We start from the raw sequence: 20,055 nt of genomic DNA, 5'->3' as shown, positions 1-20,055 counted from the left end.
CAGGTTAATCATCTGATTTTACTTAATTCGCTATGGCAAGATCCTTCTTCGCCCAAAGGTAGGTTTTCTTTATACGCCCTTGAATAGGGCCTGCGCGCTGCGGCTGACAGGCAGCTTATGTTTTCCAATCAATACTGATAGCCTGCCAGTAAAGTCTTTATGCACTTTATCAATCGTAGATACATTCACAATAGTAGAGCGATGGATTTGCCAAAACTGTTCAGGGTTAAGTTGGTGAATCAATCCTTTTAACGCACTTCGAATAATATATTCGTCGGTGCCACTTGGCGCATCATCACTTTTCTTGAATACCGAGATATATTTGTCTTCGGCTTTGAAGTACAAAATATCGGCTACCGAAATAATATAGATATCATCTCCCTTGCTGGCCTTTACCCAATTCAGGTACTCGACAGGTTTTGGCTGTGACAACAGGTTGATTTGCTCTATCAAACTGCCAAGATGTTCAGGATCATACTGGCCCTGCACCGCATTCCTGTTTGATATTTCAGCCAGACGGGACTTTACCTTGTCGCATGCTTGTTCCAACCGTTGCTCGGAAAGCGGCTTTAACAGGTAGTCGAGTGCATTCTGCTCGAAGGCATTGATAGCATACTCACGGTAGGCTGTGGTAAACACTATGTGCGGCGTCTTTTCCAGCTTTGATAGCGCCTTCGCAACCCCCATCCCATCTAACTCAGGCATTCTGATATCAAGGAAAACAACATCTGGCTGGTGGGTGTTAATGGCCTCGAGTGCTTCAATTCCATTGCCAGCTGCGGCCGCTATTTCAAGCTCTGGCCACACTTCCGCCAATGCACGGCTTAAATGACGACGCAGGATCGGCTCATCATCAGCAATCACAGCCTTGGCGAACTCACCCATGCTTTTCTCCTTGTACTAACAATGTATTAAGCTGTGCTTTCGGTAATTGGATAGTTGCTGTCACGCCGCCCTCCACAGGCTCTTTTATCGTCAGGCTGGCCTTGTTGTCAAACAGTGAAGCCAACCGAGCACGGATATTCTCCAGGCCTAAACCGTTCCCCCCCGAAAGCATTGCAGCCTGTATGCCATTTCCATTGTCTTTTACCTGCAGCAAAAGATCACATTCATTCTCTTCGATACACAGCTCGATGTGCCCTCCCTCACCTTTGGGCTCTATTCCGTAATAGACCGCATTCTCAACCAATGGCTGAAGCAGAAACGGGGGGATATGAAGCGACATACTCACATCATTACTGATGACTTGATAACTTAACCGGTCTCCCAACCGAATCTGCTGTATATCCAGGTAAGCCGAAATTAATTTGACCTCTTCTTCCAACGTGGTGACACTCCCGCGGTTCTTATGGAGATTGGTATGAAGCAAGTCGGTCAAACGCACGAGCATTAGTTTGGCTTTCGCTGTATCTTGATCAATTAAGGCTATTGCGTTGGCCAGTGTATTAAATAAGAAATGCGGCTCAATCTGACTCTGCAGTTGTCGCAACTGGCTTAATGCCAATGCTTTTTCCTGCTCAGACTGTTGTCTTCGTACCTGTTCCATCTCCTGCTGAGCAATTAGCCTTTGCTCATACGAATAAAAGTAATAAAAGCAGATAAGAGTAAAGACCAGCGCTAGCATAATTACCGGTTTCATTTCAGAAAAAGACTGAAACGTATCAGGACCTCTTAACCAGTAGAAAGCATTAGCCGTTCCGAACACCATGGCAGATGATACGGTTAAGATGTTCACCTGCCGAAAACTCAGGTTGGGCAAAAAATAGCTAGTTAAGCGAGCCGAAACGATCGCACTCGCTCCGTAACCAAAGCTGATTGCGAGGTCTTCATAAAAATTATCCGGCCACACAATATAAGTGACAACGGCAATAGCCAAACAAAACGCACTGGTGATACCCACCGATTTCATCCAAGGAAAAGCATTACCTTTATACTCAATGTGACTCATCAAAATCGTCCTTTAAGATTTAGTAAAATCATACGCTTATCAGATAAATTTCGATAGACAGATTGCTTGTCTCCGGTCAAGATCCGGGCCGCAATTTCGATATCAAATTGCATACTCCCTGTATCAACTGCCGCATACCTTAGCCACTGGGTAGCAATTACGCCATTGTCTTCTGGAGAAAACAACACATCAAACGTTGGTGTAAAATCTTGCAACCAAGATACATTTTGTGACCAGTTCCAGTACTGCCACGCTATCGGATCCTGCGTCCAGTGAAGCATCACGTTATGGCTAACCAGATTGACATGCTGAAGAGGCTGAGCGTAAGCATACCTCAACCCTACAGGCATCCCATTGCCATTGATCTGTTCTGCCTGCTGATAGGCTTGCTTCCACTGTCCGTTGTTCCAACTGCGGCTGTCATACCAATACTCCAGTATCACACTCTGCCCAATTTCATTCGTCCATGTCAGGCCTAGCAAGGTTTGTAACCCATGATTCTTTTTTTCAGAGCGAACAGACTCGAACAAAGATTCAGGCAATGAATAGCTATAATACTCGCTTTGATACACAGCCGAGGCATGTAGTTCCCAGGCGTCATCAAGTACGCTGACCCAACTACCGCCAAGCAAGCCGCGTCTCACATCATCATAGTAAGCAACCCCCTGCCACTCACTGTTACCCACAAGCCCATAACGCCTGATACCTATTCCCTGCTGTTCATTCTGTTGATCCAGATCGTTTCCTAATTGTGAAGCCCAAGAAGAGTCAGCATAAATTAACGTCCACTCTCCATTACCGTCAAAATATGAAACGGCAGCCACCCCCGCACCTTCCTCGACCTGGATCCCTACCGGATTTCTTCGATACGGTTTTATAATATCCAGCGGTCGATAGCCATACCCAACGCCCCAGTCAACGCGTGCCTTGCCAAGAGTAAGATCGAAATCAGCCCCCGACAACGATGTCGTTCCCTGCCAAAAGAGTTCCCTGACGATCCCCTCGCTATCACTCTCAACACCGGATTGTGAAGAATAGAGATCGTTGCCTTTGAGTGCTAAAACACCGAGCCACTGGCCGTAGCGTAGCTCGACATCCAGCAATGCATTCACCGATTGCCATTGTTCATCCTGATCCTCGGGAAGATATAAGCTGTTTCTTGATTCATGATGTTCGAAACTCACCATCCAGTCCCAACTGGTTTCCAGTATGCTGGCAAGTACTAGCCTCGGTACTAACAGGCTAACTAACAACAAACTACGCAACAGAAGTAACGACGAAGCTGGCAACGAAAAAATAGCTCGATGCATGCTAAAGCCCCGACACATTATTTCGAGACAAATAGGCAGGGTTATAGTACTTCGCATCCAGCTCTATTGGTAAGACCTCCTGATACTTGATAACCGTTTTTTTACTCGGCTGAATGCGGTCAAGTAATGTCATTTCAATAACACTGGTTCGGGCATCTCGCACTCCTTTGGTAAACCAGGCTTCTTTTGCCAATTTACCCGAACGGAGGTACATACGTGCCTTGATAGGAAAGTCACTGTCCTTTTCTAGCCACAGTTCAATACGCTGATAACTGGCACCCGATGTTTTGGCTGTCAGCTCCAGCTGATTGACCAGTACATTCTCGGTCTCCGGCAAGTTCAATTCTACCGCCTGAACCCATTGCCCCTGATAGTCTTCACTCCAGGTCAAGGTCGAAATATCGCCCACCGATGCCTCACCCAGCAATTTCTGCATTGGTGTGATCCGGATCGGTCGACGACTTTTCGGCATCAATAGCCAGTAGTTATCACCCAGCATCAACATTTTCTGTCCGGCTTCTACTTTTGACTTGGAGACCACCAGCGATTCACGCTCAGGACGGGTATAAACGGTATATTGACGAGTTTTTTCCAGCTCACCATTTTCATACAGCAACACCTGAGACACTACTTTGGCCGCATCGCTATCAAGCCGATACTGATCAGCACGCTGCAAGATTTCCTCTACCGTCTTTTCAGGCTGAGCGTTAACATTACAGGCCAAGATACTAGCCAAAATGCCAAACACGAGCTGTTGAATCCGCTTTCTTTTGAATATAAGGCGGTTAGACATAAGGCGACTAAACATAAGACAAGGCCTCCGTAATAGGCTTGTTGACCCCTTTTCGGGCTGAGAAGTAAGCGGCAAACAGGCAAATAGCAAGTACACAGCCTGTGGCAGATAGCACCAGTTCAGGTGAAAAATAAATATGAAGCGGATAGCCTTCGCTATAACCGGGAGGTGGCGGCATATTGACCTCGACCAGCATCAAAAAAAGACTCAATGCTGCACTCAACAGGGCACCGGTCATGGAACCAATTACTGCCAGCAACCCAGCTTCGCGTAAAAAGCCGCCGACAATCTCTTTCCGGTAACTCCCAAGCGCTGACAGGGTGCCTATCTCACGGGTACGCTCAGTCACCGACATAGTCATGGTATTAAACAGGGAAACGAACACAACCAGCCCCATCACCAGCCCCATCATGCCAAAGATGAGGTTATACAAGCTCTTGACATTGTTGTAGAAAAACGCACGGTCTTGCCATGACGTCAGCTCGATAGCTTGCTCCAATGCCATCGCGTTGATCTGATTGTCAACCACGTCCATCATCGCTTCGGTCCGGGCCGTGTCATTGAGGAAGACTGACAAGGTACTGACTTTGTCTGATAGCAGCAGCTCTTGCGCTGACTGGATATGGATATATAACTGGCGTTTATCCAATTCAGGCACACCTGTCGAATACAACCCGTGAACCTTGAAGTCAAAGGCATTTAACGCGCCTTCACTGGTTGTAGACAACAGTGTTATCCAGTCCCCCACCCCGACATTCATATTCTTTGCCAAATCGACACCCAACATCACTTCCGGCTCTATCGGGTTATAGCGGCTTGACGTAATATCCGAGAGCGTTTTCCCTTCACGCATATCCAGGAACGGGCCTTTGAGGCTAAACTCGCGATCGTTGACACCTGTTCCCGTAAAAATGGCGGACTTATTGCCGTTGGACACTAAACCCGTAAAATATACCCGGGACTGAACGGCGCGTACTGCTTCGTTATTCATGATTTCGCTTATCATGGTTTGAGTATTGTTCAGCCCATTGCTCAGCGGCATCTCCTCGTCTTTCTCAAAATAGCCCGGCACACTTAAGGTGATATGCCCAATATCACGCGCGGTAGACTCTTGAAGCGATTGATAGGTATACAAGCCAAAACCACCCGCTGAGGTCAGGGCAAAGACTGCAATCGCAATGATCATTACCGACAACATACTGCGCCGACCGTTTCGTCTCAGATTCAGCCACGCCAGCCTGAAATAGTAAGGCATCACTTTTTCAGCAACCTTGTCGATATTTAACTCACCCATCGCATTTCCTCCTGCTGGATGTGTCCGTCCAATAGTTCTATTCTTCGGTCACAACGTTCAGCCGTACGGGGATCATGGGTCGCGACAATAAACGTTGTTCCTATCTCATGACCAAGTTTTTTCATGATCTCAATCACCGCATTCGCGGCCTGACTATCCAGGCTCGCTGTAGGCTCATCAGCAATAACCAAACTTGGCTGGTGCACCAGCGCACGAGCAATGGCCACACGCTGCTGCTGGCCTCCTGATAAATGATCCGGTCGATGATGAAGCCAAGCTCCGAGGCCGACATTTTCCAGCATTTGCTGCGCCATTCGCTGCTGCTCTTGCTTGGAAAAACCATTGAGGTGCAATGGATAAGCCACGTTTTCTAATGCCGTCATCACAGGCACAAGATTGAACCGTTGAAAAATAAACCCCAGCTGACTGCGACGAAACTTTGCCGCTTCCATCGGTGCCTGGGGTGCAGATTGCAATGTTGACGAACTGGAACCGAATAGCACTTCGCCCTGGTAGTCCATGTCCAGCAGGCCAAAAATATTAAGCAAAGTACTTTTCCCCGAACCCGACGGCCCGCATAGCGCCACCATTTCACCAGTATCAATAGAACCCGATACGCCATTGAGAGCTCGAACGTCTTGATTACCTAACACATACCGTTTCTGAACCCCTGCAAACTGAATCATGTCTCCCCCTCAACCTTTATTGAACAATGCAATCGCTTTTAACGTTTGCGGGTGATTGGCATCATGCCGCTCCATCACCGCAAGCCAACTTTTTGCCTGTGATAAATCTTCCGCACGAATAGCCGCCTGAATGGCAAGCGCATACACCCAAGCCGTTGCAGCAAAAGGCTCCTTGGTAAATTCCGGCTGCGCCAGCAATGAAAGGTAGATATCGTAGCCACGTTCAAAATAGTTAAACATGTCAGGTAGCAGGGTAAATGTTGACGCAGAGATAGCCTGCGTTAGGTAAGATTCATGAATGCCCGAAACAATCGGCTGCTCTTCGAACGGGACTGGATTGGCATTAAGCAGATCGAGGCCTTTATCAATTTTGGCAAGCCCTTGCTCTACATATTTCATTTTATTCCACGGCATCCAGGCATCGCGGCCTTTTAGCGTTTCGGTACCGCCTAAGTAAACCATTGTCAGCGGCTTTTGGCCTTCTAGCTCTATCAGGTTCTCCAGTTGCTGGTAAACCGTTTCAACTTTTGCCTCGTCCCCTGCCGCTGCCTGGTTGTATAGGCCAATGATATCCTCGATCGCATTGGCCTGTGCAAAAGCCGGTACCAATAGCAAGGTACTAACCAGCACCACTCGTAGACCACGCACTATCATCTGAATCATATTCCTCTCCAATTGACTTGATATTTGCCTCAATAGTAAGCGCGAGGAATGAACTGCGTTTATCGATGCGACAAATTGCAGAATCTGAGAGCGAACCGAAGCAAAACGCGACTGAACTGCCACGCTAACTGTTAGGGAAAAAAAGAAGGGAAAGTAGCTTATTGAAAGGACTTTCTAGCAACAAAACAACACCAAGCGGCAGTTTGGCTGCCGCTAATATCTGGAAATGACTATACCGTTTCCTGCTCGGCAGACACGCCTGATTCAATCGCTTTAATTGCGTCGACAAGCGATGGCAACAAATTGGCTTTTTTGTTGGTTTTAAAGTTGAACATCACCACCTTCGCTGTTCCTGAGCTTGTTACAGCACCGAGCTTTTTACTGACAATCTCATACTCCATGGTAAAACGATCGTCCTTGAGCTCAGACACTCGGCTACCTACGTAAAGAGTATCCGGGTAAGTCACAGGTAGTTTATAGCGACAACTTGTTTCACCCAGAACCGGACCAATACCTGTATTTTGTATCTCATCCATCAAAGCGATCTCTCGAAAGTATTCAATTCGAGCTGTTTCTAAATAGCGGAAGTAAACAACATTATTCACATGATTAAGCGCGTCCATCTCTCCCCATGCCACCGGAATTTCAGTGATAACAGGGTATCCTTTCAGTAGATCTTTCATACATGCTCCTTGCTATATAGGATTGTTGCCGATCCGGTCATAGAGCTTTTAATCTAACCCTGAGTTAACAATATAGCAACAGAAAAACGAACAAGAGAAGAAACAGTACAAACCACCTTAGTAGCACAAAATTGATGCGCCACTCCTTTACCACACCCGACTGTTGGCGATCTTTTCTTCAGTTATGAAAGCACCGTGTAAAATTCCGTCGCAAAAGTGCCAGAAGCCTTATTTTATAAGGGCTCATGAGCTATTTTGATGTATCCTTACCCACCTTTTTTTATTGCCTGACGGTTTTATATCGACAGGCGAAATATGAGCAATTGCGCTCATAGATGCAGACTCTGTTTTTTATGCTTTATAACGACAATCTACCGGTACGATTCCCTAAAGGGACTTTCGCAATGTGGACGGTATACAGTTTCACCGGCGCATCCATTCTTGCTTCTATTATCTTCTCACTACTGCTCTTCCTCTCCATCGACGAAGATCCAATGATGCAGTTGTTGTTTGGTGGCTTGGCGGTTATTTTTGAACTGGGGAAGTTCTTTGCCTGGTATGAATTCGGCGAACGACGTGCCCGTCGCAATTACACAGGCGCGTTCTCGGCTTTTGCCTTCTATGCCGTACTTGCTGCTATATCTATTGGCGGCTCGGTGGGCGGGATCAACAGCGCAACCAACCAAGCACAGAGCCACGTTAATGTGCAGCAGAGCAAAATCAACACCTACAACATGCAAATTAATGCTATCGAGAAACAAATCGAGCTCAATAATATTGCTGCTGAAAAATATATTCAGATGGAACGTATTGCCACGGGGGTTGCGAGGATCCAGAAAGCCAATAACCAACTTCGCCAGCAACAGCAGACGCTAGCCGCAGAGCGAGATAGCCTCCCGGTGGTTAACCAAGGCTCAGTGCTTGGTCTAATCGACAGCTTAGCTAAGTCACTCAATGTGCAAACACAAACCGCACAGTTGGGGTTGGTCGTTTTCCTCTCCGTATTATTGGATTTTTTCGCGGCTTTCTTTGTCGGATTAATCGGTGAAGAGCTCCGATTTAGAAACCAGTTCCGCAGAGTCAACCCGATCACTATCGATGCGTTTAACACCGCCGAGCCTAAAGAGCCCGAACTACTTACCAAGACACTAGATACAAGTAGTGAAGTCGAGCAAAGAGAGATACTGGAAACTGAACCCGAAGAGCCTAAAAATCCTTATGAAAAAGCGATTGAGGCCTTAAGCAGTAACCAGGTCAACTGCACCAAGCGCGCTGTCACTCGCTTTCTCAAGATCAGTAGCGAAGAAGTTGATGACATCTTCAAACAACTGCTCGAAGAAGGGATTGTCAGTAAAAAACCCAATAACCATTATCAGTGGCATGGTGTAGCACAAAGCTAATCCCCTCCCTATAGTCAAAAAGCCCACAGCATTAATGCTGCGGGCTTTTAATTGCTACTTAAGCACCTGTTTCTTGTACTGAACAAAACTAAGGATTGAAAGTAGTGCAAAAAATGCAGGATCGCTCCAGCCAAAGCCAACAAATACACCAGTAAAACAAGCATACAAAGTAATGAGCAAACCAAGCAGATTGGTCACCATAAGCCCTAGAAATAGCTTTTGCGATAGCTCACTTGCTTCAATTTCACGAAACAGAAAACTGATTGCCGCTATCCCACCCAGGAAAATACTGTTGTGTTGTGACAAAAAGTAAGCGTATTGATCGTTCACTTCTACACCATACATCGGCCACATTAATGCAGGTGCAAAAAATAGGGCTAGTGCAAAAACACCATAGATTGCGGCATGCATCGACAGAAAAGCTTTATTGTTCATATTTATTACCTAGTACGTTATTTGCCTATTGGCCCTTTGTTAATGACAGACAAAGACTCATTAATATCAAAGACGATGCCTCTAACATCAGTAATGCCCATTTTCTGCAAGCGAGCAGTATGCATATCTAGATACGCCAAGGCTGTTTGCTCGTCTTCGAACAAATAGATCCCCCCACCTTGTTGAGTCTGTGCGTTCTCAGTCCAAATTTTCCAGATCATCCCCGGCTCTTGATTGATGGACTCGGCCAACTCTTTTAATAACGCGGACATTTCTTCGCCAAAGGGCCCTTGGAAATCAAAGTCTACTTGTAGCAACTTATTCATGATTATTTACTCCAGTCTCGTCGGTATGTGCAATAATCATATTCAATAAAAAATGAACACTAAAGTTCAAAATACCTGTAGTTAATGTGGAAAAAATCGACCAATGAGACTAAAAACCACGCTCGATCAATGGCTCACCTTGCATGAAATCAACCGCGCGGGGAGTATTCAAGCCGCGGCAACACAGCTAAACAAGAGCCATACCACGTTGATCTACGCAATAAAAAAACTAGAAGAACAACTGGGAATATCATTAGTACATGTTAAAGGCCGCAGAGCGGTACTTACTGACGATGGTCAGTCTTTGCTCCGCAGGGCTACTTCAATGCTAGAACAAGCTCGTGAACTTGAACTTATCAGTACCCAGTTATCAATGGGGATAGAGTCTGAGATCACCGTCTCCATCGATCATTTATGCTGCCGCGAGTGGCTATATGAACCATTAGCTGCATTCTTGGCGGAGAATAAAAACACCTCGGTACAAGTCGTTGAAACATCACTCTCGAGTACAACAGATGCTGTCTTGTCTGAACAGTCCGATGTTGCAATCGTTACTCTGCCTGTTACTAACCATCCAGCAGACGCCTTTGGCGTCGTAACTATGGTGCCTGTAGTTGCCAAGAGCCATCCGTTGGCCCTCAAGTCCAATCTGTGCCTAGGCGATATGACAACCGAGACACAAATTGTTATTCGAGATCTTGGTGCACATCAGACACAAAATAAACAAAATGTGGGATGGCTAAAATCGCAACAACGCATCACTGTCGATAACTTTGACCACGCTTGGCGCGCAGTTGCTAACGGCTTAGGTTTTTGCCGTCTACCGGAACATATGGTGGATGAAATGAATTGCGACGATATCGTTCAGCTATCGGTAGAAGGAGCGCAACGTTATCACGTACCTCTGCATATAGCCTTACCTAAGGGGGCTAAAACAGGGCCTGCTGCACATGATCTGTATGAGCTACTGCTTGCCAAAGCAAACACACGGCTTGGCTACTGCCAATAAGGTGATAATGAACTGGGCAAGTCAGAAAATACTCACCTGTCCAATTCATGCCCATTAACCAATTATGGCTTCGCTATCACTTATCTTCGATATCCAATACCCCACGGCGGATTTGATCTAGCTCTATAGACTCAAATAATGCCTGGAAATTACCTTCACCAAAGCCTTGATTCCCTTTACGTTGAATTATTTCAAAAAAGACCGGCCCAATAACGGTATCGGTAAAGATTTGCAGTAAGATACCGCTCTCGTCACCGTCGATCAGAATCTTCAATTCATTCAATTTACCAATATCTTCATGATGTCCCGGTACCCGCTTATTAATACCTTCATAATAGGTATCTGGCGTGTCCATGAACCCCAGCCCGCCATCTTTTAGCTTTTGTACTGTCGCCAAGATATTTTCTGTACTCAGGGCAATATGCTGGATGCCTTCTCCGTTGTACTGATCCAGATATTCTGCAATCTGGGACTTGTCATCTCTGGACTCATTGATTGGTATACGAATTTTCCCACACGGGGCAGTCATTGCCCGCGAAAGTAGGCCGGTCACTTTACCTTTGATATCGAAATGGCGTATTTCTCGGAAATTGGCAATTTTCTTGTAAAAATTTGCCCATAAATCCATATTACCGCGCTTAACGTTATGGGTTAGGTGATCGATAACTTCCAGCCCGGCATCCAGCGCCACCATCCGCTCTTTGTAATCAGGATAATAATCGAAATCTATTTCATAAATATCGTGCTCACCATAACGGTCAACCAGATAAATCAAAGACTCACCAATACCGTAAAGAGCAGGGATATTCAGCTCCATTGGACCGGCCTGAGGCGCACATGCCGTTGCCCCTTTCTCAACCGCATAAGCAAGTGCCTGGCTGGAATCGGCAACCCGAAATGCCATCGCATTTACACTGGCACCATGTTCGCCAGCAAATCCTGCGGCCTGAGAGTGAGACTCCCCATTGACGATAAAGTTAATACCGCCCTGCCGGTATAGCCACACCGACTTATGCTTATGTCTCGCGACTTCTGCAAATCCCATCAGGTGAAACAGTCTCTTCAAATTTTCGATACCCTCAGGAGTTGGCGCGGTATATTCCACAAACTCAAAGCCGTCCGTACCCATTGGATTATCAATACTCTTGCCCATCCGTATAATCCTCACTTTCTGTCAGCAGCAACCGTGTTCCAGACGATCCGGCGCTTACTAATAGGATTAGCATTTCTACCAAATGATGAGACATTTCCAAATAAAGTTATGTTACGAACATGTAAACACCAGGCGTAAACTCAGATTGACAACAAAAATGAGTAAGAATGTGAAGGTAACTTTATTAACGCAGATCACTCACCACATTGACTACATGATTATTATCTTTGCAACATGACTAGCAATTTCAAAAGCTTTACGCCATTCCTTTCTTGCAACAACTAAGCTTGTTTAAAGAGGTGAAGGGATGAATGTAAACAAGCGCGACCAACTAAAGCTACCCAAGAGAAAAAAGCCTGAAATAGTATTATCTGCCTCGGCTGAGATTTTTCTACCAACTTTCCACACTCTCAATGCTGAGTTTCAACATGCAAAGCGGCATGAAAGAGGCATTATCCGCGATGATAATAGCGAGTTTCTTCACCAGTATAGAGTAGCGCTACGTCGATGCCGGGCACTGATTAGCCTTCTCAAAAGTCTGTTTTTCCCCCAGCAAAAAGCAATGCTCAACAATGAGTTCAAAACCATGATGCAAAAAACCAATCGACTCAGGGATCTCGATGTTTTTCTCTATAAAATGGATGATTACTTCTCTTGTTTAGAACATTCCCATCATCAGGGACTTACCTGCTTCATTGATGAATTGCAGGATGCACGAAGAAAAGCCTATAAAGACACAAAGAAGTGGCTGAAAACAGACAACTATGAACAACAGTGCCTGTTAGTTCAAGGATTGCTGGCAGAAATGGAAGCCAACCAAACTGAAGAAGGACATAGTGCCAGCAAGGTATTTGGCTATGAGATTATCCAGCAACATTTCCAAGGCACACTAACGCTTTGCCACCGACTCGATAATCAAAGTACAGACAATGTCATTCACCGGCTACGGATCCGCTGCAAAAAGCTTCGATATCTATTGGAGTACTTTTCTCCAATCTTGCCGCCACAAAGCAGTAAAGAACAAATTAAATGTATGAAGCAACTGCAAGATGAACTTGGTGACTTTAACGACTTATCAATCCAGCTTCAATTTTTAAGCTATTACCTAAAAGATAAAAAGACAACTACCCGCCGCTATAAAGCGGCATCACAACTCAAAAGTATTACTCAACAACGGCATGGCGAGTCCAAACTTCAGGTAATAAAGCAGGTCGAATTATTTTCCACACAAGAAAAAGTTATTACATTTCAATCAGTTTATAAGATAGATAAACTTACGCAAGGCTAAACAAGATGCTTATCATTGCAATATCAATAATCAAACTAATTTTCATCACACGCTTCGGCTTGAAGCATTGATAGTTCAACAAGAATACTGTCGATAGGCTCCGGCTTACCAATGCCGTATCCCTGAGCATAATCAACCCCAATATTTGTTAAGCGCTCTTTTATCGCATCACTCTCAACAAACTCTGCGATAGTTTTCATCCCCATAACATGGCCAATTTCATTGATTGATTTAACCATTGCACCATCAATCCGGTTATTCAAAATATCTTTAACAAAAAGACCATCTATTTTAAGTGTACTAACAGCTAAATTTTTGAGATATGCAAACGATGACAAACCACTGCCAAAATCATCCAACGCAAACTGACAGCCAAACTCTCGCAATGTATTTATAAATAGACTTGCATCATGCAGATTGCTGATGGCAGCAGTTTCCGTTATTTCAAATTTAATTTTGTTAGGGGGCAGGCGATTATTTTCAATCTGATGCATTATATGATGTAGCAAGTCATTGTCACCTAAAGATGCCCCTGACAAATTAATCGCCAGGTGATCTAAATCATCAAGTTGCAACCGGTGCTTTTTCATCAATAAATTTATTGTAAATAGAAAAGTCATGAAGCCTGACAGTATCAGGCCTCTCTATCCCCGCTTTAGCTACGATTACGCGTTTAACGCCTTCAAGATATCATCCTCCATGGACTCTGGGCGCTTTGTCGGCGCATAACGCTTGATTGGCCTGCCACTTTTTCCAATCAAGAATTTTGTGAAATTCCACTTTATTTTTTGTCCTACGAGGCCTGGTAATGCTTTTTTTAGATATTGAAACACTTCATGTGCATCGGAGCCGTTCACATCCACCTTTTCGAACATCTGGAAGTCAACCCCGTAGTTGATCTGGCATGCTTCTACTATTTCTTCATTTGCGCCAGGCTCTTGGCCTCCGAACTGGTTACACGGAAACCCCAAAATAACCAGCCCCTGATCTTTATATTTTGCATATAAATCTTGCAGGCCCTGATATTGAGGAGTGAAACCACACTTACTGGCAGTATTAACGACTAGCACCACTTTCCCCGCATAGTCATTCATCGAAATCTGCTCACCACGGATCGTATTTGCAGAAAGGTCGTAAAATGTTGTCATTTCTATCTCCATTGACTGCTTTGCCCATCGTTTTGATGCTAGCACTTATACGTAGTAACTTATCAGATCAGATTAGAATTATTATTCTAGTTTTGAAAATGAGCAGGATTGCATATTAAATTCTCTCACCTTCCTTTATATCAAATGTATAATACAGACAAGATTTATCATTTTTCTTGGGAATCATGACTCACCTACTTAAAGAACTCCAGCATATGGGGCTTTCCACACTGGACTTCAGTGAACACGAACAAACATTTCTTGACCAGTTCATCACAGTCAGTGCACCTTTCTTTGACAAGATCAGCCAGCACCGTCCTGACAAACTCAGCCAAGATTTAATACTCGGACTATTGACCAAATCACATCACGAAGCACTCGATAACTATCAAATCACTGAACCCAAAGCTGCAGAACTAAAGGCTATGTTCAGTGACCAAGTCGGTGCCGAACATGCCGAAAAGTTCACTGAGCTAAGTCACGACGAATTAATCGTAATATCGATGCTGTGGTTTTTGACCCAAGGATTTACTGGTATCGATTACAGCTATGCCAACGATCATGCGCTGGAAACTGCAGGGCTACTTGATGATGAGCAGCAAACGGAAGAAGCTGAACGCTACCGGACGCGCTTCATGCAAGCCTATTACACCGGGATAGAAGTTGCGAAGAAACAGGCTCGCCAACAAGCTGATTCAAGCCCTTTCTACGTAACACTCAAAAAACATCTTAAACGACTATTTGGCAACAAATAGCCAAGTAATAGCCTATCTACACTTGATAGGCTTTTTAAATAATCGGCCTAAAATTCAAATCCAAATAATGTTGTAACCGTGCTTGTAATGCCGTTTTTTCATCTGGGATCAAAAAACTCGCTTCAATAGCGTTCCAGCTAAATTTGGCCATCTCAGGTTTTGATAGCTTGAATGCGTTAGCCACTGCCATAAAGTTATCAGTCATGTAGCCACCGCAATAGGCCGGGTCGTCCGAATTGATGGTCACACACACGCCCCTTTCAAGCAGCGCTGCTATATTATGCTCGGACATCTTTGAAAATACGCCAAGCTTAACATTCGACAACGGACAGACAGTCAAAGGGGTACGAGAACTAACTAGGTGCTCTACAAGTTCATCGTCATCGGTACAACGTATACCATGGTCAACTCTAGATACTTGCAATTGCTCAATAGCACTCCAGATATTGGCAACAGGCCCGTATTCACCCGCATGTGCGACAGTGAGAAAACCAGCTTGCCTGGCCATCTCGAAAACCTGGGTAAATTTCTCGAGTGGGTTTTCCTGCTCAGATGAATCCAACCCAACAGCAATGATCTTATCTTTATATGGCATCGCTTGCTGCAATGTTTCCAACGCGTCTTGTTCCGATAAATCCCGCTGAAAACACATGATCAAACGGTTACTGATCCCCAAAGTTGAGTACCCGGCCTGCAGAGCCCGGAGGATCCCGTTAACAACGGTTGCAAACGCTACACCTCTGCGAGTGTGAAGCTGGGGATCAAAAGAAATCTCGGTATGCAGTACATGATCGTTTTTGCAGCATTCAAGGTAAGCCCACGTTAGATCATAAAAATCTTGCTCGGTTCTCAGTACCGATATACCCAAATTATAAAGAGAGAAGAAAGACGGTAGATCGCTAAATTCATAAGCAGCACGAACATCTGCAACAGTCTGGTAAGGTAACGTCACCTGGTTGCGCTTCGCCATTTCATACATCATTTCAGGCGCTAACGTGCCTTCAATATGGAGGTGCAACTCAACTTTTGGCAGCGCTCGAATAAACCCTTCCATACATGCCCCCGGTAGAGATAATAACTACATTTTTATTCTTGGCTCAACAATGGCCTGTTCTGCAACTTCCCAACCTACAAGCCATAGCAATTATTAGTAATAATTAAGAACAAAAACCGAAAGGGATTAACCATTCTATTGGGTTAAATCGGTATCGATCCAATATTTAGATCCTGAGATATTGGCATCAAGCAACAAACCTTTCTCATCAATCTGATATATCGCCATCCCACCATTATACTTAGCTGTCAGTTCTGCACTTTCGGTGCCGGCAACTGCACCCATTTCTGATGTCGCCTCCCAGCCATCATCGACAAAGCTATCAAAGCTTTGCTGGTTCTCGAACATAATGACTTGCTGATAGAACTTACCACCAAGACCAGCTGCTAATCCTGCTCCAAACATTTTCATGTAGGTACGCTTGTCTGTGTTGCGATTTACTGCAACACCTGCCCCTTGGCTTGTGTGAAGCATCAGGGAAAATTTACGCGAGTCAAATACTGCATAACCATACGCATCATCAAATAACAGCTTGGCTGAAGGTTGCTCATTGAACAAACGTACCAGCGCTGTATCAGACATAGTATTTAATGCCAAACGGGCCTGTTCTGGGGTTTCGGGTTCCAGCATTTCATCAAGCTTGGCCTCGCCAGCATCCAGCCACTCTTTCCCTTTTTCTATAGAGGAATCAGTCCATTCACCAGCAGTATTGAATGCCTCTTCTCCCCAGTCCGACACAGAATCCCATGTCTCTTTCGAAAATTCTGAAACACTATCCCAAGCCTTTTTTGAACTTTCGCTAACTTTACTACCAATATCTGATGCCGTCTCTTTTAGCTCTTCCCAACTAGCATGAACAGGCATAGCCAGCATACTCAATAAGACAACAAGTGCTTTTACCTTCACAACAGCTCTCCTATTAAACGCTGGCAACCTTGCTGGTTACCAGCATTTTTCTCACTGTTACTTCTTTTTAGGACGGAAGGGCTTCATCACCTCTTCATTACACTCAAGATAAGGGCCTTCCATCAAATCAATACAATAAGGTATAGCAGGGAAAACAGCATCCAGACATTCTCGAATCGACTTTGGCTTACCTGGTAGATTCACAATAAGGCTATCGGCACGTAGCCCCGCAGTCTGACGCGACAAAATTGCCGTAGGGACAAACTTCAACGACTCTGCACGCATCAGCTCACCAAAACCGGGCATCATTCGGTCACAAACAGCTTCTGTTGCCTCAGGGGTTACATCACGCTTTGCCGGACCTGTACCGCCCGTCGTCACGATAAGGCTACAATCTAGTTCATCGGCCATTTTAATCAGCGTCGCTTCGATAACGTCTTGTTCGTCAGGGATCACTTCGTAAACAGGCTCCCACTCAGAAACAAGATAGTCATTCAATGTCTCGATGATTGCTTTGCCTGAAATATCGTCGTATACACCTGCACTCGCACGGTCGCTAACCGTTACAATACCAATTCTAGCTTTTGTCATTTGTTATCCCTCAGGCCAAGGCCTTGCTTGTCATGTTGATCAGTTCAGGCCGACAAAATACGCCGACCAGCAATTCAATCAGATTAAATACAAGTTTAAGGAATATGGCAGGCGGGATAAACCTTTAGATCGAAAAAATCATGCTAATAAAAGTGGTTAACAGCTTGTTCTTCACAAATACTGGCTCGCTACTATATCAACCCGCCGTTTACCGAGATCACCTGGCGGGTCACGTAAGCAGCAATATCTGACATCAAATAACTTACCAGCCCTGCCACCTCCTGTGGCTCACCCATACGGCGCAGCGGAATAATGGGTAATGACTGCTCTTTGACATGCTCGTCAACCATGCCAGTGTCTATCAGCCCCGGCGCTACGCAGTTTGCTGTGATCTTTCTCTTCGCCAGCTCTAAAGCCAGTGATTTAGTTGCCCCGATCACTCCGGCTTTAGCCGCACTGTAATTCGTCTGGCCACGCGTACCCATGATGCCGGATACCGATGCCAAGGTCACAATTCGTCCGCCTTTGCGAAGCCTCACCATAGGCATCACGCACGGGTGAAGTACATTGTAAAAACCATCCAAGTTGGTATGGACAACACCATCCCACTCCTCTTCGCTCATCGCCGGAAACGCCGTATCGCGAGAGATGCCGGCATTACTCACCACACCATAGTAAGCGCCATGCTGGGCTATATCGGCTTCGAGCACTTCACGGCATTGCTGACGGTCACGAATATCAAACTGGATAAGCCGTCCTTCTCCACCAAGGTGCTTTATCTCTGCCAGCGTTAGTTCGGCACCGGCATGATCACCCATATAATGAACAACAATGGTAAAAGCATCTTTTGCAAGCTGGATGGCAATAGCACGCCCAATACCTTTACTTGCCCCTGTAACGAGCACCTGACGAATCATAAAAAGTCCTTTTTAAGCGTTTGTTCCAATTTTTCCTGTGACGGTATGAACAGATTAAGCTGACTGTTGGCAAGCACTGTACCCTGATGTTCAATACGACATGAGAAAACTGCCATGCCGTTATTTTCCAAAACTTGTTCGGCATAAATATCAAGCACTTGATGTTCTTTAAATGCGCTGCACTCTGTCTTGTAACAACGGCAGCCCAACAAGAAACCAACGGGGGAGGATTTACCCCGCACCCAGGCATGGTAACCCGACCAGCCAGCGACAGATTGCGCCATCAGCTCTACGCCAACATAGCCGGGGATCGTCCTGCTTTCGGTATCGAAAAACAGATTCCGCTCGTCTGGGATCACTCGGCAATGAATATGCTTATCACCAACATCAACCAGTTCGTCAACCAACGCCATCGGCTGTTCATGCGGCAATAACTGATGCAAATGTGGCAGATTAGCCATGCGCATATCCAAAGATCAAACTAATGTTGTTTCCACCAAAGGCAAACGAATTACTTAAAATCGCCGTCTCGACAAGTTGGGTTCCCGGTTGAACCAGCGCCACCGGAGCCAAGGATTGATCTATCTGGCCGTCGTTCACCTGTGCAGGCAATGCAAGCTGATAACGCAGCACATGCCAGCAAATTGCGGCTTCTACCGCACTTGCCGCACCTAACGTATGTCCGGTGAGTGGCTTTGTCGAACTGACTGGCGTGTGCTCACCAAAAACGCGGTTGATCGCCTTGGATTCCATGGCATCATTCAGCGGAGTTGATGTACCGTGGGCATTGATATAACCAATGCTCTCTGGCTTCAGGCCAGCATCATCAAGCGCTCTGCGCATCGCCTCCTCTGCGCCTTTTCCTTCTGGGTGAGGTGCGGAAATATGGTGGGCATCGGAGCTATCACCGACACCAAGCAAAGCAACAGCCGGAACATCTCCGGTCCACGCCGAATCTTCAACAGTCAATGACAACAGCATAAACGCCGCTGCTTCACCAAGATTTATCCCCTTGCGGTTCTCGCTGAATGGATTACAGAATGTATCGGACATTGCCTCCAAACCACTGAAGCCATTAAGCGTAAGCTGACAAAATGAATCGCAACCGCCAACAACAACGGCATCAACTATTCCGGCCTTGAGCAATCTCCTGGCTGACATGAATACCCGGCCACTCGATGAACATGCCGTCGAAATGGTATATACCGGCCCTTGTAGCTCAAAATACGCAGCAACAAACTCCCCGAGATCGTTCGCTTCATGCACGCTGTAATGATAATGCCCTGGTAACTCGCCAGATTCTGCCTTCTCCAGCAACGCAGCTTCGGTGTCGGAAGTTCCCGAAGTGCTGGTTCCGACGATAACGGCCACGCGGTCCCGACCATATTTGGCGATAGCCTGTCGGATCGGTTCGGCTACTTGAGCCAAGGCCGAAAGTGCCAGACGGTTATTATAGGTATTATAAGGTTTGAGGCTTTCTGGAATAGCGGGAAGTTCACCGGCCACTTTGCCAACGACTGTATCGGTACCATTATTTAACCAGCCAGATACTGGCTGCACTTGAGGAAAACTTCCATCTCGTAGCCGTTGATGAATCTCTTCTCGGCTAGAGCCTAACGCTGAATTAAAACCACAGCCGTGAATATAAACCGGTGTAGATGTATATTTCGATATTTTAATAGTCATCGCTATCCTT

General features: G+C 45.6%; 23 protein-coding genes. 4 read left to right on the top strand and 19 right to left on the bottom strand.

Going from position 1 to position 20,055, the window contains the following annotated elements; translation table 11 throughout:
* Nucleotides 1-69: 69 nt before the first annotated feature.
* The 8 genes from EDI28_RS15945 to EDI28_RS15910 form a co-directional block, all read right to left on the bottom strand.
* The gene (locus EDI28_RS15945) at nucleotides 70-885 is read right to left on the bottom strand and encodes a LytR/AlgR family response regulator transcription factor (protein WP_128784878.1); all 816 of its coding nucleotides are present in this window, start codon (nucleotides 883-885) and stop codon (nucleotides 70-72) included.
* Nucleotides 878-1,948 carry a sensor histidine kinase gene (locus tag EDI28_RS15940; RefSeq protein ID WP_128784877.1) on the bottom strand — a complete coding sequence of 357 codons (1,071 nt, stop codon included), beginning with the start codon at nucleotides 1,946-1,948 and terminating at the stop codon, nucleotides 878-880. The genes EDI28_RS15945 and EDI28_RS15940 overlap by 8 nt, the downstream gene beginning before the upstream one ends.
* Nucleotides 1,948-3,258: a hypothetical protein gene (locus tag EDI28_RS15935; protein WP_233353404.1), complete on the bottom strand. Its 1,311-nt coding sequence runs from the start codon at nucleotides 3,256-3,258 to the stop codon at nucleotides 1,948-1,950. Before EDI28_RS15935 ends, EDI28_RS15940 begins: the two co-directional genes overlap by 1 nt.
* A 1-nt stretch (nucleotide 3,259) precedes the next feature.
* Nucleotides 3,260-4,051: an outer membrane lipoprotein-sorting protein gene (locus EDI28_RS15930; protein ID WP_128784969.1), complete on the bottom strand. Its 792-nt coding sequence runs from the start codon at nucleotides 4,049-4,051 to the stop codon at nucleotides 3,260-3,262.
* A gap of 7 nt (nucleotides 4,052-4,058) precedes the next feature.
* A complete protein-coding gene (locus tag EDI28_RS15925) occupies nucleotides 4,059-5,345 on the bottom strand; it encodes an ABC transporter permease (RefSeq protein WP_128784876.1) in 1,287 nt (428 codons plus the stop codon).
* Entirely contained in the window at nucleotides 5,333-6,031 is a 699-nt protein-coding gene (locus EDI28_RS15920; RefSeq protein ID WP_128784875.1) for an ABC transporter ATP-binding protein, read from the bottom strand. The genes EDI28_RS15925 and EDI28_RS15920 overlap by 13 nt, the downstream gene beginning before the upstream one ends.
* 9 nt (nucleotides 6,032-6,040) lie before the next feature.
* Entirely contained in the window at nucleotides 6,041-6,694 is a 654-nt protein-coding gene (locus EDI28_RS15915) for a hypothetical protein (RefSeq protein WP_199287445.1), read from the bottom strand.
* A gap of 230 nt (nucleotides 6,695-6,924) precedes the next feature.
* On the bottom strand, nucleotides 6,925-7,377 hold the full coding sequence (locus tag EDI28_RS15910) for an acyl-CoA thioesterase (protein ID WP_128784874.1): 453 nt from the start codon (nucleotides 7,375-7,377) through the stop codon (nucleotides 6,925-6,927).
* Between the two features lie 353 nt (nucleotides 7,378-7,730).
* On the opposite strand from EDI28_RS15910, the gene EDI28_RS15905 reads away from it, so the two are divergent.
* The gene (locus tag EDI28_RS15905; protein WP_128784967.1) at nucleotides 7,731-8,777 is read left to right on the top strand and encodes a Preprotein translocase subunit SecY; all 1,047 of its coding nucleotides are present in this window, start codon (nucleotides 7,731-7,733) and stop codon (nucleotides 8,775-8,777) included.
* Between the two features lie 54 nt (nucleotides 8,778-8,831).
* Here EDI28_RS15905 and EDI28_RS15900 read toward each other — a convergent pair whose 3' ends face one another.
* Nucleotides 8,832-9,212, bottom strand: a complete 381-nt coding sequence (locus tag EDI28_RS15900; RefSeq protein ID WP_128784873.1) for a hypothetical protein — start codon at nucleotides 9,210-9,212, stop codon at nucleotides 8,832-8,834.
* A 17-nt stretch (nucleotides 9,213-9,229) separates the two neighbouring features.
* Entirely contained in the window at nucleotides 9,230-9,538 is a 309-nt protein-coding gene (locus tag EDI28_RS15895) for a monooxygenase (RefSeq protein WP_128784872.1), read from the bottom strand.
* A gap of 103 nt (nucleotides 9,539-9,641) precedes the next feature.
* On the opposite strand from EDI28_RS15895, the gene EDI28_RS15890 reads away from it, so the two are divergent.
* A complete protein-coding gene (locus tag EDI28_RS15890; RefSeq protein ID WP_128784871.1) occupies nucleotides 9,642-10,547 on the top strand; it encodes a LysR family transcriptional regulator in 906 nt (301 codons plus the stop codon).
* Between the two features lie 76 nt (nucleotides 10,548-10,623).
* On the opposite strand, the gene hppD is transcribed toward EDI28_RS15890, so the two are convergent.
* The gene (hppD, locus tag EDI28_RS15885; RefSeq protein ID WP_128784870.1) at nucleotides 10,624-11,700 is read right to left on the bottom strand and encodes a 4-hydroxyphenylpyruvate dioxygenase; all 1,077 of its coding nucleotides are present in this window, start codon (nucleotides 11,698-11,700) and stop codon (nucleotides 10,624-10,626) included.
* A gap of 307 nt (nucleotides 11,701-12,007) precedes the next feature.
* Between hppD and EDI28_RS15880 the strand changes: the two genes are divergently transcribed.
* Entirely contained in the window at nucleotides 12,008-12,988 is a 981-nt protein-coding gene (locus EDI28_RS15880; protein ID WP_128784869.1) for a CHAD domain-containing protein, read from the top strand.
* A 35-nt stretch (nucleotides 12,989-13,023) separates the two neighbouring features.
* Here EDI28_RS15880 and EDI28_RS15875 read toward each other — a convergent pair whose 3' ends face one another.
* Both EDI28_RS15875 and EDI28_RS15870 read right to left on the bottom strand, forming a co-directional pair.
* A complete protein-coding gene (locus EDI28_RS15875; protein WP_128784868.1) occupies nucleotides 13,024-13,608 on the bottom strand; it encodes an EAL domain-containing protein in 585 nt (194 codons plus the stop codon).
* Nucleotides 13,609-13,653: 45 nt separating this feature from the next.
* Nucleotides 13,654-14,136 carry a glutathione peroxidase gene (locus EDI28_RS15870; protein WP_128784867.1) on the bottom strand — a complete coding sequence of 161 codons (483 nt, stop codon included), beginning with the start codon at nucleotides 14,134-14,136 and terminating at the stop codon, nucleotides 13,654-13,656.
* A gap of 185 nt (nucleotides 14,137-14,321) precedes the next feature.
* Here EDI28_RS15870 and EDI28_RS15865 point away from each other — a divergent pair, with 185 nt between their 5' ends.
* Nucleotides 14,322-14,891, top strand: coding sequence for a hypothetical protein (locus EDI28_RS15865; RefSeq protein WP_128784866.1), 570 nt, complete (start codon nucleotides 14,322-14,324; stop codon nucleotides 14,889-14,891).
* A 34-nt stretch (nucleotides 14,892-14,925) separates the two neighbouring features.
* Here the strand turns inward: EDI28_RS15865 and EDI28_RS15860 are convergent, their stop codons facing one another.
* The 6 genes from EDI28_RS15860 to EDI28_RS15835 all read right to left on the bottom strand — a co-directional run bounded on the left by EDI28_RS15860 (nucleotide 14,926) and on the right by EDI28_RS15835 (nucleotide 20,045).
* Nucleotides 14,926-15,945, bottom strand: coding sequence for an adenosine deaminase (locus EDI28_RS15860; RefSeq protein WP_128784865.1), 1,020 nt, complete (start codon nucleotides 15,943-15,945; stop codon nucleotides 14,926-14,928).
* Between the two features lie 135 nt (nucleotides 15,946-16,080).
* Entirely contained in the window at nucleotides 16,081-16,818 is a 738-nt protein-coding gene (befA, locus tag EDI28_RS15855) for a beta cell expansion factor BefA (protein WP_199287451.1), read from the bottom strand.
* A 90-nt stretch (nucleotides 16,819-16,908) separates the two neighbouring features.
* Nucleotides 16,909-17,442, bottom strand: a complete 534-nt coding sequence (mog, locus tag EDI28_RS15850) for a molybdopterin adenylyltransferase (protein ID WP_075765793.1) — start codon at nucleotides 17,440-17,442, stop codon at nucleotides 16,909-16,911.
* A 191-nt stretch (nucleotides 17,443-17,633) separates the two neighbouring features.
* On the bottom strand, nucleotides 17,634-18,359 hold the full coding sequence (locus EDI28_RS15845; protein WP_128784863.1) for a 3-ketoacyl-ACP reductase FabG2: 726 nt from the start codon (nucleotides 18,357-18,359) through the stop codon (nucleotides 17,634-17,636).
* Entirely contained in the window at nucleotides 18,356-18,820 is a 465-nt protein-coding gene (locus EDI28_RS15840; RefSeq protein ID WP_128784862.1) for a hotdog family protein, read from the bottom strand. Before EDI28_RS15840 ends, EDI28_RS15845 begins: the two co-directional genes overlap by 4 nt.
* Entirely contained in the window at nucleotides 18,813-20,045 is a 1,233-nt protein-coding gene (locus tag EDI28_RS15835) for a beta-ketoacyl-[acyl-carrier-protein] synthase family protein (protein ID WP_128784861.1), read from the bottom strand. Before EDI28_RS15835 ends, EDI28_RS15840 begins: the two co-directional genes overlap by 8 nt.
* Between the last annotated feature and the right edge of the window lie 10 nt (nucleotides 20,046-20,055).

Source organism: Photobacterium chitinilyticum (assembly GCF_004104355.1).
GTDB lineage: Bacteria > Pseudomonadota > Gammaproteobacteria > Enterobacterales > Vibrionaceae > Photobacterium > Photobacterium chitinilyticum.
The sequence above is the reverse complement of the archived record's forward strand: the minus strand, read 5'-3'. Positions and strand labels throughout refer to the sequence as shown.